The organism is Rhizobium sp. CB2179 (assembly GCF_057653455.1).
This window is the reverse complement of sequence record NZ_JBYGKR010000002.1, coordinates 164,842-181,017: the sequence shown is the minus strand read 5'-3', so window position 1 is coordinate 181,017 and position 16,176 is coordinate 164,842. Positions and strand designations below refer to the sequence as shown.

The window sequence follows — 16,176 nt, the reverse complement described above, 5'->3', positions numbered from 1 at the left end:
CCCGAACCGATCATTCGGCGTTTATTCGATCAAAATCTAATCAACGGCGTAACCTGATTTGAAAGTCGGTTTGGTAGGCAGGGTCTCCTTCCGGGAAGTAACGTCATGATCCTTGAGTTGCAGAATGCCATTCTGGAAATGATTGCCAAAGGGGAACCGCTGGCAGCAACGATCGAGCAACTTTGCCTTAAGGTTGAGGCCGCCGTTCCTGGGATCATCGCTTCGGTGCTGACGTTCGACGGGAGCCGTCTCCACACACTTGCCGGACCTTCCCTGCCGCCTGACTACTCAGCGGCTGTCGACAATCTTCAAGCCGGTCCTCTTGCGGGCTCCTGTGGCGCTGCTGCCTATTTTGGAGAAGCGGTCGTTGTCACCGATATTGAGACCGATCCTCGTTGGCAGGATTTCAAGTCTCTGGTGCTTCCGCTGGGGTTGCGGGCTTGCTGGTCCAGCCCAATCAAGAGCGGCGGCCGGGTGATCGGCACCTTCGCCTTCTACTATCGAGACCGCCGCGGTCCGAAGGTCGTCGAACGGGACCTCGTCGAGGCTTGTGCCCATCTCTGCACGATCGCCATCGATCGCGAAGAGCGGGTGATGGAACGTCAGCGGCTGACATACAGCGACGCTTTGACGGGCCTGTCGAATCGCGCTCGTTTCAACCAGCTTCTCGCCGAAGAGCTGCCTCGATCCCGGCGCGCCTGGGGCATCTTGCTTGTTGACATCGACAACTTGAAACTCGTGAACGACACGTTCGGGCACGCAGCCGGCGACGCATTGATTCAAGTGGTCGCAGACCGGGTCGCCACGACAGCAGGCACCAAAAACACCTTTAGGCTCGGTGGAGATGAGTTTGCTGTCATTGTGTCGGGCGACAAAAACCTTGATCTGAAGGCGAGCGCGACCGACATCCTCACAGCACTGTCTTCTCCTTCAACCTGCGACGGTCATGTCGTCTTTCCCGCCGCGACGATTGGCGGCGCGTTGGCAGAGACGGAAACAAACCCTGACCAGACCCGCCAGAACGCCGATGTGGCGCTCTATCATGCAAAAGAACACAATCGCGGCCGATACGTGCAACACTATCCCGGCCTGGGCACCGCCCTGACCAGACGCTTCAGGGCGGTTCGGGACGTGGGCGTCGCCCTGAAAGACGATCGGATCGATGCGCATTACCAGCCGATCTTGCGCCTGGATACGCGCGAAATTGTCGGTTTCGAAGCCTTGTGTCGAATGACCACGCCTTCCGGCGAAATCATAGCCGCAGCGCATTTCCATGAGGCGACGAAAGACGCGCATATTGCTGCTGAGCTGACCGAACGGATGTTGCTGAGGGTTGCGAAAGACATCCGCAGCTGGCTCGCCCGAGGCCTTCCTCTCCAGCATGTAGGCATCAACCTGTCCGCGGCAGATTTTCGTGGCGGTAATCTGCAAGACAGGCTGTGCCGAATTTTCGGGGAAGCGGAGGTTCCCCTCAAGCACATCATCCTCGAAGTGACGGAATCGGTTTATCTCGGACAACGGGACTATGTCGTCGCGGACGAGATAAAGGCTCTTCGGTCCAAGGGCTTGCGGGTTGCCCTCGACGACTTTGGCACGGGTTACGCGTCTTTGACCCACCTGCTGACGGTGCCGGTCGACATCATCAAGATCGACAAGTCCTTCATCGACCGCATGGTGCCGGGCGATGCTGGGACCTTCATCGTTGAGGGCTTGATCGGAATAGCTCACAAGCTGGGAATCCGGGTCGTCGCAGAGGGGATTGAAACAGAACCCCAAGCTGCTCAATTGAGCCAGCTCGGCTGCAAGCTCGGGCAGGGCTATCTATTTTCGAAAGCCGTCGATCGAACGGTTGCCGCGGCCTTTTTAGAGCAGCATGGACAACGGCTCAACCAAGACAAGACCCGTGCCGGAGCCCTATAGCCTGAGCGAGGTTTTCGCGCTCGGGCCGGCCCCGGATACCTGAGACAACGCTTGAATACCAAGATCACTTTGAACGGATCAGAGATGCGAAAACGGATACATGTCAGCCAATTGCGGGTCGGAATGTATGTTGAGGACGTCGAAATTGAGGGAGAAGACAGGACACGCCGGTTCAAGCCGTTCCTGATATCGGCCACCGGTCAGGTCGAGAATTTGATGGCAAGCCGCCTCATGACTGTTGTTATCGACGTCGGAAAGGGCGCGGATGTCGATCCGGGCGGGGCACAGGACATCGACCGGGCTGCGTTTGACGCCCAGCTTCGTGCCGTGTTTTCGGCCAAGGATATCAAGCAGGCGAGGGAATGCGTCGAGGATACGAGACCGCAGATCCGTCATATGCTTGCCCATGCCAGGATCAAAGCCTCTTTCGCCAGTGATGCGGCAAGCGCAGCTGTGGAGCGGATCATGTCGGCAGCCTTCGACAATGCGGGTGCGCTGATCGCAGTCGCCAAGCTGAAGGAAAAAGATGAGCTGACGTTCCTCCACTCGCTGGCGGTTAGCGCATTGATGATCACCCTGGGGCGCAGCCTCGGTCATGGAGAAGAGGATGTGCGGGTATTGGGACTGGGTGGACTGGTTCACGATCTTGGAAAAATGGCGCTTCCGGACGACATCTTGACGAAACCCGGTAAACTGACGGCCGAGGAAATGGATCTTGTGCGCGGGCACCCTCAGCGGGGATATGAGCTGGTTTCCCATGTCGCCCATGTCCCGAAGCCGGTGCTCGACATCTGTCGCTACCACCACGAAAAGTTCGATGGCTCCGGCTATCCTGGTCGCCTCGCCGGAAAGAAGATCCCTTACGTCGCCCGGCTTGCGGCGATTTGTGACGTTTACGAAGCGCTGACCACCATCAGGCCGTATAAGCGCGCCTTCTCACAAGCAGAGGCGATCAACATGATGATGAATTCGCCGGGCCATTTCGATAGCCAGCTTCTTTCCGCATTCGTGTCAAAAATGGTGATCAGCGGCACGCTGCAATAGATCCGTCATTTGCCATACGGCGCGTCGCACCGGCCAAACGTCAATTGCAACTCCGCTCCGGATCGGCGGTCATTTCGGCAGCAGGGCCGGGGTCACAAGAACCGATCTCCATCTCGTCGGTTTGATTCCCATCAAAGCGAACATTGATGGGCATATCTTATTCGGAGAGCGACGTTCGAAACTACGAGAAGTTCTCCAGGACAGCCAGGAACGTATGCCGATCACCGTGTCCTTCGGTGAGCCGCACTCGGCCCTCGATATCGGCCAGGTGATGGTCCATTAGTTGCTGAGCCTTCGCCAGGTCCTTGGCCTTCAGCGCCGCCACGATCATTCGGTGGTGGTCTGCGCCGCAATCGTCCTTACGCTCTTCTTCGTACAAGGACATGACGAGGGACAGGCGAGCGACGATCTTCGACAGCATTTCCGTCAAGACAGGATTTCCGGCGGTTTCGGCGAGTACGATATGAAATTTGCCAGACAGAACCGTCTTGGATTTCTCATCACCATGATGATGGATGTGCTCTTCTTCGTCGGTCAGTTTTTGCAGGGCATCGAGTTGTTCGGCCGTTGCCCGTGCAATAACGAGCTCCAGCAGAAGTCCTTCAAGTTTTCGGCGGGCTTCGAACAGGTTCTTGGCCTGGGCAATGCTGGGTTCGGCAACAAAAGTGCCGCGGTTTCTCTTTCGCTCCAGGAGGTGATCACTTTCGAGAACACCGAGCGCGCCGCGTACGACCGTGCGGCTAACGCCAAAATGCTCCGCTATCGCCTCCTCCAGGATTTTCGTGCCCGGCTTTAAGGCGCCTTCACCGATAGCTGCCGCCAGCGTGGCGCGAATGCGCTCGGAGACGTCGTCGTTGTTGTCGGCGCTATCGACCGCCCCAATGGACGCGGGTGGCGCCTTGACGCTTTGACGGCGCGTCTTCCTTATTGCCTTCACCACTTCAAGCCTCGGTAATGTTTTGCGTCCAGTTACTCGTGCACCGAATATCCGTTCGTCGTAATTATTTCTATAAGAATGTTTCTGCGCAACCACTGCATTTTGATAGAAATCCCAATTGAAGGCGCCGACAAAAATATCCGCCCGCGCTATCTTCAAAGGCTAGGCTGCCTTTTGTTCTTTTGCCGGCGGGGACAAGGTAATACCCTTTTCGGCGCAAATAGCCTCGATGTGGCGGGCCGACTGCTTGATGAAACCAATCGCCTCGTCGAAACCGTAGGATTGCACCTCATAGGTCGGGTAGCCGTAGCGGCTGCTCTCATAGGCTTCCCAGTCGAGAACCGCTCCGGAGGCGACCCGCTTTTCATAGGCATCCACCATCGCCATGTAGGCCGCAAGCTCATCCGCCGTCAGGTCCGGGTGGCCAGCTCGCCAGACCGGATCGTCGATCTCGATGCACTGGCGTGGATTGGCCTTGCGAGGCTTGTCGGCGACAGACTGGGCAACCTCCAGCGATAGGTTCAGCGCGGCGTTGGCGTCGCTGAGAATGGGAAGGATCGCGGCGAAATCGACAATGCCGCCGCCAACGGGTCTGGTCTGGAAATCGAGACCACCCGGAGCGCGGCCGACATAGGCATCCTTGATATGGGTCTGTCGGATATGGGGAGCCAGGCGCTTGGCGGCGAAGACCGGATGCTCGCCCCGCTGCAGTCCGTTTGCCGTGTCGAAGACGACGCCGACGCAATCGGCGCCGACCTTCTCGATCAATCGCAGGATCTCGAAGGAGGTGATCTCGTCGTGGGTTTCGATGTTCATGTGCGCGCCATTGGCGCGCGCGACGGGCGCCAGCTTGCGGAGGACCTTTTCGATCCCGATCAACTGCTCTTCCCAGGTCACATCGGTGCGGAAGCGGTCATTGGCCAGCCGGCCGCGATATTCGCTCTTGAAATTGCCCGGAGCAACCCAGAGCTCATGGCAGCCGATCGCGGCACTTGCCTCGATCATGCGCGTGAAACCGGCAATGATATCGCCGCCGCCGGCTGCCCGCAGCGCCGGTTCCTCGGCGCTGCAATAGGGATTGATCTTGCCGATGCCGCTTTCGAGATAGAGGCCAAGGTCGTCGGCCTTCGCCCTGATGTCGCGCAGCAGGCCGCTGTCGAGATCGGGGCTCATGTCCAGCGCCGTACTGAAGAAAATGCCTGCGAGCCCAAGTTCCTTGACGTGATCGAGGCTTGCCAGAGGCCCCCGCTTCTTTGACTCGGGCAGCTTTATGCTGTCGATTCCCAATTTCATGTCATGCTCCTCTGCTGTTTCCTGATGGGGCGCGCTGCACTGGCGACCCCTTCGTTGTTGATCTCAATTCACGTCGATGGATCCGCGATCACGCCCGTCCGGGAGCACGAGGCTTCTCTGCTGTCCGGCCTTTCGGAACGAGACTCTTTTCGAGATAGTGCTGGCCTATGGATGCGACGGTCGTGATGGCGAGGTACCAGATCGAGGCGACGAACAGCAGTTCGATGACGAGGAAGTTCCGGGCGTAGATTGCCTGGGCCTGCGTCAGCAGATCCTGCATGCCGATGACCGAGACGATGGCGCTGGCCTTCAGCATGCCGATGGCCTGGTTCCCCGTCGGCGGCACGATGATACGCGTGGCCTGGGGCATGATGACGGTGAGAAAGGTCTGTGTCTTTTTCAGCCCGAGCGCCGTTGCCGCTTCGCGCTGGCCGCGATCGACTGCGACCAGGCCGCCGCGGATGATCTCCGACATGTTCGCGGCTTCATGCAGCCCGAGTGCGAGGAAGCCGGCCAGGGCCGGCGTCACCAGATCGTTGATCGAAATGGTGAAGCTTCCCATCCCGACCTGCGGGATGAAGAGGGCGATATTGAACCAGATGAAGATCTGGACAATCAACGGCACGCCGCGAAACCACCAGACGAAGCCGGCGGCGATCACCTTGAGAACCGGGTTCTGGCTCGTCGCCATCAGCGCCAGCAGGCATCCGAGTACGATGCCAAACACCATGGCGCCAGCCGTCAGTTCAAGCGTCAGCAGCACGCCGCGCAGGATCGAAGGATCCACCAGATAGCGGGGGATCTCGGACCACTGGATGCTCTGGCTCTGCCCGACGACGAGCGCAAAGAAGGCCAGCGCTGAAATCGCGATGGCACCGGTTGCGATCTGTCCCCAACGCATCGGTCTTCCGACCGATGGCGCAAGGGAGAGCGATATGGGTGACGCTTCAAACAGGGCCATCGGCGTCAATCCGCAGGCATGTTGGCGGCATCATTGACCTTGACGGTCTTCACGGCCAGCGGTCCGAGGCTCCACTTCTTCATGATGGTCTCGTAGGCGCCGGAGTCCACCATCTGCTGTAAGGCGGCAACGACGCTGTCGCGCAGCTGCGGATTGTCCTTGGCGGTCAGCATGCCGAGATAACCGACGGCAAGGCGGATATCCGGCAGCGCCTGCAGGCCCTTGCCGTTTCCGGTCTGGTGTTCGGTGGTGTAGACACTGGTGGCGTAACCGTTGACCGTGGCGTCAGCCCTCCCGGTGCGGACGGCCTGCAGCACATCCGGCATTTTCGGAATCGACATGATGTTGACCGGGGTCGCGCATTTGGCCGATGCCGCCTCGACCATCTTCGCCTGGAAGGTACCGACGGGAACGGCGACCTTCTTGCCGCACAGATCCTCCAGGCCCTTAATGGCGAGAGGATTGTCCTTGATCGTCATGATCGTCGTCGCGTCATACATATAGTCGATGACGTCGACCTGCTTTTCCAGCTCCGGATCGTCGTTGATGCCCGAGATCGAGAGGTCGAAGCGCTTCGCCAATATGGAGGGCACGATCGCCGCACCCGCCCCGACATCGGTCATCTCAACATCGACACCCAGGATGACGCCGACTGCGGCAGCAATATCGGCATCGATGCCGATCAGCTTGCCGTCTTCGCCGTGAAAGCTGATCGGCGGCGTCAGGTCGGTCGCGACCTTCAGCACGCCCGATGACTTGATGGAGGGCGGCAGCCCGTCGGCCAGTTTCTGCGTGAGGACGACACCGGGGAGCTTGGCGACATCGGCATCGGGCGTCATCTTCTCAGCGGCACCTCCGGCGGCATAAGCAGAGGCCGCGATCAAAGAGACCATCGCTCCGGCAACCCCGGCCTTCAAGATTTTATGAATGCGCATCATGTGATCCCCTTTCATTTTTGTACCGGTGCATTCTCGGGATCATCCATGCAATCGCCGTGCCACCTGCAGTGGCGCGTCAATAATTATATGATATCAATAGGATTTTTGTTGATGACGACATTTCTGATAGAGTTTCGCAATATATTTCGCATGAAGTTTCGAACATATGATGCACAATTTTTACGCTTGCCGGCCCTGCCGCATCACTTTTGACCGCCGCATTCGCTCACAAGACCCAAAAACACCTCTTCAGATGCCAAACCCCGCGCTTTTCGGCGCTTGATCGCCCGTTCAGGGGCCGTGGCTGTTTCTATCTGATGCCCATTTAATATACGAGGCTGGCGAAAATTTATACAAAAAGTAAATGCGCATTCTAAATAGAATAATTATTATTACAAACTTTCGCAAGTTTGTAAGTCACAAATATCTATTTATTTTCATAGACTTGTTATCGCCGTCAGCGGCGAAGGACAAAACTGGCACGCCGCTTGCAAGTCGTTTCTCATGAACAAGCTCGACGCAAAATTTCTCGCCGGACCGCATCTCCGTCTTGTCCCGGAGACCGCGCAGCAATCCGTGACCTCGACCCAGCACCAGGGAGGCCCTATGCCAGGCATACCGAATATGGCTGAACGCAAACGGCTCAGCGTTCAGGGCCTCACACACAGCTATGGTGGCCAGAATGCCATCAGCGATGTGGCCTTCGATATCGAGGCCGGCGAGATCGTTGCCCTGCTTGGGCCGAGCGGCTGCGGCAAGTCGACCGTGCTGCGCGCCATTGCCGGGCTGATCCAGCCGAAGACTGGCAGGATTGTGCTCGGGGAGAAGGACTTGGCCGATGTCTCGGCCCGCTCACGCGGCGTCGGCATGGTTTTCCAGAACTATGCTTTGTTTCCGCATCTGACGGTCGCTGAAAACATCGCCTATCCGCTCGCCTGCCAGAAGCTTCCTCGCGCTGAGCGCAAGGCGCGCGTCGAGGAGATGCTGTCTCTCGTCAGGCTCAAGGATTACGGCAACCGCCTGCCGCGGGAACTCTCCGGCGGTCAGCAGCAGCGCATCGCCGTCGCCCGCGCCATCGCCGGGCGCCCGTCCCTTCTTCTGCTCGACGAACCCTTCGGCGCGCTCGACCGCGCCTTGCGTTTCGATCTGCAGGTCGAGCTACTGCACCTGCAGAAGACGCTCGGCATCACGACGCTGATCGTCACGCACGACCAGGAGGAGGCTCAGAGCCTCGCAAACCGCCTGGTGCTGATGAACAAGGGCAATGTCGAGCAGATCGACACGCCGATGACCGTCTATGACCGCCCGAAGACGCTCTTCGTCAACACCTTCATCGGCCAGGCAAACCTGCTCAATGGAACGGTGCTGCGGCTCGATGCCGAGAGCACGCTGATCGGCCTTGCGAATGACCGGACCCTGCTCCTGCCGCGCCGGCTGAACTTCACCCTCGGCTCGAAGGTCACGATCACCTTCCGGCCGGAGGAAGTTCGCCTGTCGACGCAGCCGAGCGAGAGTACCCTGCCCGTTCGCATGACGGTTTCCGTGCCGCTCGGCCCTTCCCTCGTCCATGACCTTGTTCTGGAAGACGGCACGGGCCTGCGCGCTTCCGAGGTCAGAGGCCCCTCCACATTCATTCCCGAACCGGGAACGCCGCTATTTGCCGAGATCGACACCGCAAGGTGTCACGCCTTTCCGGCCGAACCGGAAATCATGAGTGAAGAAACAATTCAACAGAGGTGAACGTGATGAAGGACTTTCAGATTACCCGTCGTGGGTTCGGTTTCCTGGCGGCCGGTGTCGCCGCATCGGCCATGCTTCCGCTTTCCGCCCGCGCTGCCGGCGGAGGAGCCGTTGCCGCCACTTTCCCAGGCAGTTGGGAGGATGCTTACCGCACAGTGCTGACGCCGATGGTCAAGGATGCAGGCTATGACCTGACGATTGCCCCGGCGATGGCGCAGGACCAGCTTGCCAAGATCATGGCAAGCCCCGGCAACCCGCCCTATGACACGCTGCTGATGTCGCCCGGCCAGATGGCCGTCGCCATCGAGAAGGATCTCATCCAGAAGATCGATCCGAGCAAGCTCAAGAACTGGGGCATGCTCGATCCGTCCTTCCAGGGCGAATACGGCCCGACCGTGACTATCGAAGTCAACGGCATCGCCTACAATCCCGATCTCGTTCCGAAGCCGAAGGGTTATCGCGATCTCTTCGAAAACCCGGCCTATAGCGGCAAGGTTTCCTGGACCGGCTTTGCCTCTAACACCGCCGTCATGGCCTATACCGAGATCGCCAAGATCTTCGGTTCCGGCCCCAACGACATGGACGCCGTCTTCAAGCTGTTCAAGGATCATCCGGAGCATCTGAAGGGCGTGGTCGACAGCACCAACCACCAGATGACGCTGTTTCAGCAGGGTGAAATCGCCGTTTTCATGTGCTCGACCGGCAACGTCGCCCGCCTGAAGAGCCTCGGCCTCAACGCCGAGTTCGTCCAACCCGAAACCGGCTCGCCGGCGGCCCCCGTCAACATCCACTTGACCAAGGGCGCGGCCAATCTCGATGCGGCCTATGCCTATATGGATGCCGCGATCTCCAAGGCCGCCCAGGACCAGCTCAAGGAGCCGCCGACCGAGATGTTCCCGACCAACAAGGATGTGGCGCTGACACCTGGCATCGAAGCCTATGTCACCCGCGACCAGATCAAGACCATGGTCTATCCGGACTGGGTCGCGATCAACAAGAACCGCGACGACTGGATTCGCCAGTTCGACGCCCTCGTTGCCGGTTGAGGTGATGTGATGAAGGCGAGCGGCTTCCCATACGTCCTACCGATGCTGTTGCTTTCCGTGGCGTTCTTCGCAACGCCGCTCGCCGTCCTCGTCGGTTTCAGCTTCGCCGGTCCCGGCGGAGCGACTCTCGACCATTATGCCCGCTTCTTCGGCGACGCGTTCAATTTCCGTGTCCTCGTCAATACCGCAAGGCTCGGGCTCGAAACCGTCATCGGCACGACCTTGCTCGGCGTGCCGATCGCACTCCTCTACTGGCACGGCGGCCGAAACCTGCGGCAGGTGCTGATCTTCCTGACGCTTATTCCGATGCTGACCAGCAACGTTGTGCGCACCTTCGCCTGGATCGTCATCCTCGGACGCCAGGGGCCGATCAGCGAAGCGCTCGCTGCGCTCGGCCTGACGGGAATGCCGACCAGCCTGCTGTTTACCGAACTCGGCCTGGTCATGGCCATGTGCCAGATCGACCTCCCGCTGATCATCCTGCCGCTGATCGCCATCCTGTCACGCACGCCCGTCCAGCTGACGGAAGCCGCCCAGGTTTCCGGCGCCGGTCCCTGGCGCATCCTTGTGACCGTGCTTCTGCCGCTGATGCTGCCGGGCCTGCTGGCGGGCTGGATCCTCGTCTTTGCCAGCACCAGCAGCTCCTTCGTTACTCAGGCCGTCATCGGCGGCGCGCGCAACGTCTATGTTCCGCAGTTGATCTACCGCGAAGTCGGTACGCTGTTCGACTGGCCGCTGGCCTCGGCCATCGCCGTCGTCCTGCTGCTGTCCACCGGCTGCCTGCTGGTCGCCCTTACCACGATGTCCCGTCACAGGAGGTTGGTCGGTCATGGCTGATCGTCGCGAAAATCCCATTCCCGTCATGCTCTACAAGGCATTCGTCTACGGATTTGGCGGGCTCTGCGTCATCTATCTCGTCGCACCGATCGTGATCGCGCTGACGATGTCGTTTACCTCGGGGCAGACGTTGAAATATCCGCCGCAGGGCTTTTCGCTCAGGTGGTACGCGGCGCTGCTCGATCCCGTTCGCTCGGCAACCGAACATATCGCCGCCTGGAACTCGCTGAAGATTGCCGGCCTTGCCGTCCTCGGATCGCTGATCTTTGCGGTTCCGGCCACCATCGGCATGACGCGCATGAAGCGCAGCACCGCCGGCACCATCGAGCCGCTGCTGCTCGCCCCGCTCGTCCTGCCGAGCCTGGTCTACGGCCTCGCCGCCTTAATCGTCGCCAATTTCATCGGCTTCAAGCCGTCGCTCTGGCTGACCGTAGCAGGCCATGTCGTGGTCTTCGGGCCGCTGATGTACCGCGCCGCCTCAGTCGTCGCCGAGGGTCTCAATCCCTCGCTTGCCGAGGCATCGACGACGATGGGCGCGAGCTGGTTCAGGACACTGCGGCGCGTCACCCTGCCGCTGCTGATGCCCGGCATTCTGGCCGGGGCATTCCTCGTCTTCATCCAGTCGCTCGACAATGTGTCGGTATCGCTTTTCCTCGCCGATGCCCGAACGACCGTCTTGCCGCTGCGCATGTTCGCTTTGATCGAGGAATCCCTCGATGTGCGCGTCGCGGCAATCTCCGGAATTCTGATCGCCGTGACGCTGGTCGGACTGCTGGTTGCCCGGCGCGTTCTCGCGCCGCCGCGGCCGGCCTGAACGATCCGCCATTGACCTATGCCTGAACTTGGAAGGAACACACTGATGAACATGCGCGCAACAAACGCAGGCGGCTATCGGATGGGATCGCTGCTGGCCGATTTCCAGCCGGATTTCGATTTCTCCGCGCCGCTGCCGCTTGCTGTCGAAGAGTTCGAGGACCGCCTTCGCCGAATTCGCCGTCAGGCGATCGAAGCCGGTCATGACGCGCTGATCGTCCATGCCGGCAGCGTCGGCTGGTTCCACGCTTCGAACGCCTATCTGCGTTACATCTGCGACTGGATGCGCGAAGGCGTGCTGATCATCCCGACCGACGCCGACAAGGCGATGGTGCTTCTCTCCTTCTTCACGCAGTCCGTCCTGCTCCCGCCGGGCGGCGAGCCCGTTCTTGTCGACGAAATCTGGCAGATCGGTCCGATCGGCCGCGAATATGCCGACCGCCCCGGCGATTCCGTCATCAAGACTGCCGAAAAATGCGCCGAGGTTCTCTCCAGTCTCGGTCTCACCAAGGCCCAGATCGGCAGGATCGGCGACCGCACGTCGCTGACCTTCTGGTCTGCACTCGAGGAATTGATGCCGAAGAGCAAGTTCGTCGCCGACAACGCCATCCTCGACCGCATGCAGAAGGTCCGCTCGACGCGCGAGATCGAGATCTTCCGCGCCGCCGCCCAGCTGATCAGCATCGGCACGCAGGCTGCCTATCATGTGGCAAAATCAGGCGTGACCGACCATGAAATCCTCGCCGCCTTCACCTATGCGCAGATGGCACTCGGCGGCGAAACCGGCGACGGCTACCAGATCGGCATCAACGAATTCGGCACCCATTGCGGCAAGCCCTATGGCCACATCGTCCGCTCAGGCGACCTCATCAACCTCTACATCTCCAACGTCACCTATCGCGGCTATACCGCCCAGACCGCCCGCATGATCGCGATTGGTGACATCACCAGCCGTCAGGAGGAGGTGCTTGCCGCCTGCACCGAGGGCGTCAAGCGGGCCGAAAAGCTCATCAAGCCCGGCGCATTGATGCGCGACGTCAACAATGCTGCCTTCGAACCGATGATCGAGCGCGGCATGCTGACCTCACCCGAGGCGCGCACCATGCCCTATAACTGGTCGCCGATGGAAGACGGCGGGGCCCGCCTGATCCCCAATCAGTATGTGAAGGACATAGACTGGGAGGCGCAGGGCCGCAAACTCATGCACGTCTATCCGGCAACGCACGGACCGCACAATCCGAACCTCGGCCATTCGGTCGGCATGGCAGGCGGCCAGAACAGCTTCAACATCTCCTCACATAACTACGACAGGATGGAGGAGGGCATGGTCTTCGTGCTGCACACGCAGTGGCTGGAACCGCTGTCGGCCGGCTGCAATATCGGCGACATGTATGTCGTGACCAAGGACGGCTTTGAGAACCTCAGCCGCCATACCCCGCTTGAAACCCACCGCGTCGCTGCCGAGGCCTGAGATGACCCATCATAAACAACACACGCATTTCGATTTCGCCAAACTGACCGAGCGCGAGCGTTACAAGATCCTCATCGGCACGGTCATTCCCCGCCCGATCGCGCTGGTGACGACGGTGAGCAAGGATGGCAAGCCGAATGCCGGCCCGTTCAGCTTCTTCAACGTTCTGACCCATGATCCCGCGATTGTCGCCATCGGCGTCGAAAACTATTCCGACATGCGCTTCAAGGATACGGCCCGCAACATCCGCGAAACCGGCGAGTTTACGGTCCATATCTGCGATGACGCCCTTGTCGACCAGATGGAGGTCTGCGCCATCAAGTTCGGGCCCGAGGTCGACGAACTCTCCGAAGCCGGACTGGTAACGGTACCGGGACAGATGGTCAGAAGCCCTCGCATCCTGGCAGCGCCCGCAGCACTCGAATGCCGCCGCCACACGACCCTGCAGGTCGGCCCCGCCCGCGAAATCATCCTCGGCGAAGTGCTCGGTGTCCATGTCAGAAGCGATGCGGTCAATCCGGCGAACCTGCACATCGACCAGCAGCGAATGGATGCCGTCGGCAGAATGGGCGGCCACACCTATGCCAGGACGCGCGACCAGTTCGACATCAAGACTCTGACGAAGGAGGAGTGGGCTTTGCGCCAACAGCTTTCGAATGCGGCCACCGCTTGAGCTTGCCACCAATCCGAGATTTTCTTCACGGACCGCCTCCGATCCTAACGCCGGAATATCCAGCATCAACTCGTTCTTGTCGATCCCGCGAGCAATTTGGAGGTCGACAGTTCATATCGCATCAAGGCGCCGGAGTGGTCCTGGAGTTCACCGCTTCCCGGAAATGACGGGGTGTCGTACCCGTTCGCTCCTTGAAAATCTCGTAAAAGCGACTGCTGGAACCAAACCCGCAGTCAAAGCCGATCTGGAGGACGGGATCCTCCGTGTCCGTCAGCAGCTGCATCGCCCGGGCAATCCGGTGTCGGGTCAGGTATTCGTTGACTGATATTCCCAAAACCTTTCGGAAAGCGCTGTTGGCGGTGCTTGGATGCATTTCCGCAAGCTTGGCGAGATCGGGTACGCTAATCGGATCTGCATATCGGATATTGATGAGGTCGATCAGTAGCTCGACGTGTCGCACTGCCTGGCCGGCCAACGATGTCGGAGAGACATTGGTTGGCGAATTGTCGATTTCGGCATTGTCCAGGATCAGACGCCGTATTCGCAGTCGTACTTCCTCGACGATCAATTTCCGTCTTGCCGCACTGCCGAATTGCCATTCCTTTTCCCATCGCGGGAGTGTCAACGCATCCATCGTTTCCTGATTTGCCTGCGCCAGAAACCTCCCCTGCATGATCGACTGCCTGGCCTTTCTGTCCACCGGCAGACCCAGGAAATCGATAAGGGGAAGATAGAGACACACCAGCGGTGCGTTTTCGGCAACAGCGATCGTCTGATGCGGAATTGCGCCCCAGAATAAAACCAGGCGGCCGGCCTCAACCTGTTCCTGCCTTCCATTAAAAAGGTAGGTCATCCGGCCCGCCATCAGCAGGTTTAATTCAACGTGGTCGTGCCAGTGCGGTGCGGCCATCGCATCAGCGATGTGACGCTCGATCAGGAACTGCCCTCGGGATCCAATCCATTCGCCGCGGCTTTGGGTATGTTTCATGTGTCTGAGACTCGAATCCCGGAATTAATAGGCCTATGTCAGGAAGAAATTTCGATCTAGAAGGAGCAATAAGCAATCACAACCCTTGGGGAGATTGCAATGCCGAAGATTTGCCTGGTAGGCGCTGGTAGCACCGTTTTTGCACAGAACATTCTGGGAGACGTCCTGTCCTCGCAGAGAGGCGGCGACTACGTCATCGGCCTCTTCGATATCGATCCAGAGCGGCTGAAGACCTCAGAGATCGTCGCTCGCCGGATCTGCGAGTCGCTTAAGCTTTCAAACGTCAGGATCGACGCCACGCTCGACCGGCGGGAAGCGCTACGCGGTTCCGATTTCGTCATCCTCATGATGCAGGTCGGTGGCTACAAACCGGCGACCGTCACGGACTTCGACATTCCAAAAAAATACGGCTTGCGTCAGACGATCGCCGACACCCTTGGCATCGGCGGCATTTTCCGCGGTTTGCGGACGATACCAGTCCTTGAGGCGATCTGCCGAGACATGCAGGAGGTTTGCCCGCAGGCTCTTCTGATGCAGTACGTCAACCCGATGGCCATCAACTGCTGGGCGATCAAGGAGCTGGCCCCGGAAATCCGCACCGTCGGCTTGTGTCATAGCGTGCAGCACACAGCCGGGCATCTCGCGCAATGCCTCGGCGAGGACATTGCCGACGTGAACTATATTTCGGCCGGGATCAATCACGTCGCCTTCTTCCTGAAATATGAGAAAGTTCACAACGACGGGCGGCGGGAAGATCTTTATCCGAGACTGAACGCGCTCGCCGCCGATGGCCGCGTCCCGTCGGACGATCGGGTGCGGTTCGATGTGCTCAAACGGCTCGGCCACTTCGTCACCGAATCCAGTGAGCATTTCTCCGAGTATACCTCCTGGTACATCAAGGAGGGACGAGGGGATCTGATCGATCAGCTCAATATTCCGTTGGACGAATACATCCGGCGCTGCGAGGTGCAGATCGAAGAATGGCATGCCCTGCGCAAGGAACTGGAAGGCGACAAGCCGATCGAGGTGTGCCGCAGCAATGAATATGCCGCCGGCATCATTCATGCCGCGGTCACTGGCAACCCGGCGCTGATATACGGCAATGTCCCAAACAACGGCCTGATCGAGAATCTGCCCGATGAATGCATCGTGGAAGTGCCTTGCCATGTCGACAGAAACGGAATTCAGCCGGTCCGGGTCGGTCGAATCCCCTCTCAGCTTTCCGCCGTCATGAACTTGAGCGTTTCCGTTCAGCAGTTGACGGTCGAGGCGGCTCTGACAAAAAACCGCGAGCGCATCTACCAGGCCGCTCTGCTCGATCCGCATACGTCTGCGGAATTGTCGCCAGACCAAATCTGGAACCTTGTCGACGACCTGATCGTCGCCCACGGCGATTTGTTGCCGAGATATCAGTGAGATCCCGCGGATAAGCCAGCCACAAGCGCATCGCAGTTCATTCGTTTAGACGCGTCGTGAATTCACGGCGCGTTTTTTTCATTCCAGCGCCCTCCAATA

At 59.4% G+C, this 16,176-nt stretch carries 14 protein-coding genes; 9 read left to right on the top strand and 5 right to left on the bottom strand.

The features are described from left to right. Nucleotides 1-105 precede the first annotated feature (105 nt). Nucleotides 106-1,920 carry a putative bifunctional diguanylate cyclase/phosphodiesterase gene (locus AC244Q_RS24955; RefSeq protein ID WP_128406682.1) on the top strand — a complete coding sequence of 605 codons (1,815 nt, stop codon included), beginning with the start codon at nt 106-108 and terminating at the stop codon, nt 1,918-1,920. Nucleotides 1,921-2,004: 84 nt separating this feature from the next. After that, the gene (locus AC244Q_RS24950) at nt 2,005-2,964 is read left to right on the top strand and encodes an HD-GYP domain-containing protein (protein WP_050563554.1); all 960 of its coding nucleotides are present in this window, start codon (nt 2,005-2,007) and stop codon (nt 2,962-2,964) included. 181 nt (nt 2,965-3,145) lie between these two features. On the opposite strand, the gene AC244Q_RS24945 is transcribed toward AC244Q_RS24950, so the two are convergent. The 4 genes from AC244Q_RS24945 to AC244Q_RS24930 all read right to left on the bottom strand — a co-directional run bounded on the left by AC244Q_RS24945 (nt 3,146) and on the right by AC244Q_RS24930 (nt 7,093). Further along, on the bottom strand, nt 3,146-3,892 hold the full coding sequence (locus AC244Q_RS24945) for a GntR family transcriptional regulator (RefSeq protein ID WP_041935772.1): 747 nt from the start codon (nt 3,890-3,892) through the stop codon (nt 3,146-3,148). Nucleotides 3,893-4,063: 171 nt separating this feature from the next. After that, the gene (locus tag AC244Q_RS24940; protein ID WP_017996159.1) at nt 4,064-5,194 is read right to left on the bottom strand and encodes a sugar phosphate isomerase/epimerase family protein; all 1,131 of its coding nucleotides are present in this window, start codon (nt 5,192-5,194) and stop codon (nt 4,064-4,066) included. Between the two features lie 88 nt (nt 5,195-5,282). Further along, complete coding sequence (locus AC244Q_RS24935) at nt 5,283-6,155, bottom strand: amino acid ABC transporter permease (RefSeq protein WP_128406683.1); 873 nt, start codon at nt 6,153-6,155, stop codon at nt 5,283-5,285. Between the two features lie 5 nt (nt 6,156-6,160). Continuing rightward, nucleotides 6,161-7,093 (bottom strand): ABC transporter substrate-binding protein, encoded by a 933-nt coding sequence (locus tag AC244Q_RS24930; RefSeq protein ID WP_128406684.1) that lies wholly within the window; start codon nt 7,091-7,093, stop codon nt 6,161-6,163. A 504-nt stretch (nt 7,094-7,597) separates the two neighbouring features. Here AC244Q_RS24930 and AC244Q_RS24925 point away from each other — a divergent pair. The 6 genes from AC244Q_RS24925 to AC244Q_RS24900 are packed head-to-tail and all read left to right on the top strand — an operon-like array spanning nt 7,598 to nt 13,673. Beyond that, nucleotides 7,598-8,833, top strand: coding sequence for an ABC transporter ATP-binding protein (locus AC244Q_RS24925; RefSeq protein WP_128406685.1), 1,236 nt, complete (start codon nt 7,598-7,600; stop codon nt 8,831-8,833). A 5-nt stretch (nt 8,834-8,838) separates the two neighbouring features. Continuing rightward, entirely contained in the window at nt 8,839-9,879 is a 1,041-nt protein-coding gene (locus AC244Q_RS24920; RefSeq protein WP_128406686.1) for an ABC transporter substrate-binding protein, read from the top strand. Nucleotides 9,880-9,888: 9 nt separating this feature from the next. Next, a complete protein-coding gene (locus AC244Q_RS24915; protein ID WP_113545592.1) occupies nt 9,889-10,716 on the top strand; it encodes an ABC transporter permease in 828 nt (275 codons plus the stop codon). Next, entirely contained in the window at nt 10,709-11,530 is an 822-nt protein-coding gene (locus AC244Q_RS24910) for an ABC transporter permease (RefSeq protein ID WP_128406687.1), read from the top strand. Before AC244Q_RS24915 ends, AC244Q_RS24910 begins: the two co-directional genes overlap by 8 nt. Before the next feature lie 45 nt (nt 11,531-11,575). Then, entirely contained in the window at nt 11,576-13,000 is a 1,425-nt protein-coding gene (locus AC244Q_RS24905; RefSeq protein ID WP_113545594.1) for a M24 family metallopeptidase, read from the top strand. Nucleotide 13,001: 1 nt separating this feature from the next. Next, the gene (locus AC244Q_RS24900) at nt 13,002-13,673 is read left to right on the top strand and encodes a flavin reductase family protein (RefSeq protein WP_113545595.1); all 672 of its coding nucleotides are present in this window, start codon (nt 13,002-13,004) and stop codon (nt 13,671-13,673) included. 121 nt (nt 13,674-13,794) lie between these two features. Here the strand turns inward: AC244Q_RS24900 and AC244Q_RS24895 are convergent, their stop codons facing one another. Then, nucleotides 13,795-14,661 carry a helix-turn-helix domain-containing protein gene (locus AC244Q_RS24895; RefSeq protein WP_128406688.1) on the bottom strand — a complete coding sequence of 289 codons (867 nt, stop codon included), beginning with the start codon at nt 14,659-14,661 and terminating at the stop codon, nt 13,795-13,797. A 99-nt stretch (nt 14,662-14,760) separates the two neighbouring features. Here AC244Q_RS24895 and melA point away from each other — a divergent pair, with 99 nt between their 5' ends. After that, on the top strand, nt 14,761-16,077 hold the full coding sequence (gene melA, locus AC244Q_RS24890; RefSeq protein WP_128406689.1) for an alpha-glucosidase/alpha-galactosidase: 1,317 nt from the start codon (nt 14,761-14,763) through the stop codon (nt 16,075-16,077). The last annotated feature ends 99 nt before the right edge of the window (nt 16,078-16,176 follow it).

Excerpts from the sequence above, each read along its gene's own strand:
- AC244Q_RS24950 (WP_050563554.1), top strand. The coding sequence starts at position 2,005 with ATGCGAAAACGGATACATGTCAGCCAATTGCGGGTCGGAATGTATGTT.
- AC244Q_RS24905 (WP_113545594.1), top strand. The coding sequence starts at position 11,576 with ATGAACATGCGCGCAACAAACGCAGGCGGCTATCGGATGGGATCGCTG.
- AC244Q_RS24920 (WP_128406686.1), top strand. The coding sequence starts at position 8,839 with ATGAAGGACTTTCAGATTACCCGTCGTGGGTTCGGTTTCCTGGCGGCC.
- AC244Q_RS24900 (WP_113545595.1), top strand. The coding sequence starts at position 13,002 with ATGACCCATCATAAACAACACACGCATTTCGATTTCGCCAAACTGACC.
- AC244Q_RS24935 (WP_128406683.1), bottom strand. The coding sequence starts at position 6,155 with ATGGCCCTGTTTGAAGCGTCACCCATATCGCTCTCCCTTGCGCCATCG.
- AC244Q_RS24925 (WP_128406685.1), top strand. The coding sequence starts at position 7,598 with ATGAACAAGCTCGACGCAAAATTTCTCGCCGGACCGCATCTCCGTCTT.
- melA (WP_128406689.1), top strand. The coding sequence starts at position 14,761 with ATGCCGAAGATTTGCCTGGTAGGCGCTGGTAGCACCGTTTTTGCACAG.
- AC244Q_RS24955 (WP_128406682.1), top strand. The coding sequence starts at position 106 with ATGATCCTTGAGTTGCAGAATGCCATTCTGGAAATGATTGCCAAAGGG.
- AC244Q_RS24895 (WP_128406688.1), bottom strand. The coding sequence starts at position 14,661 with ATGAAACATACCCAAAGCCGCGGCGAATGGATTGGATCCCGAGGGCAG.
- AC244Q_RS24910 (WP_128406687.1), top strand. The coding sequence starts at position 10,709 with ATGGCTGATCGTCGCGAAAATCCCATTCCCGTCATGCTCTACAAGGCA.
- AC244Q_RS24930 (WP_128406684.1), bottom strand. The coding sequence starts at position 7,093 with ATGATGCGCATTCATAAAATCTTGAAGGCCGGGGTTGCCGGAGCGATG.
- AC244Q_RS24940 (WP_017996159.1), bottom strand. The coding sequence starts at position 5,194 with ATGAAATTGGGAATCGACAGCATAAAGCTGCCCGAGTCAAAGAAGCGG.
- AC244Q_RS24915 (WP_113545592.1), top strand. The coding sequence starts at position 9,889 with ATGAAGGCGAGCGGCTTCCCATACGTCCTACCGATGCTGTTGCTTTCC.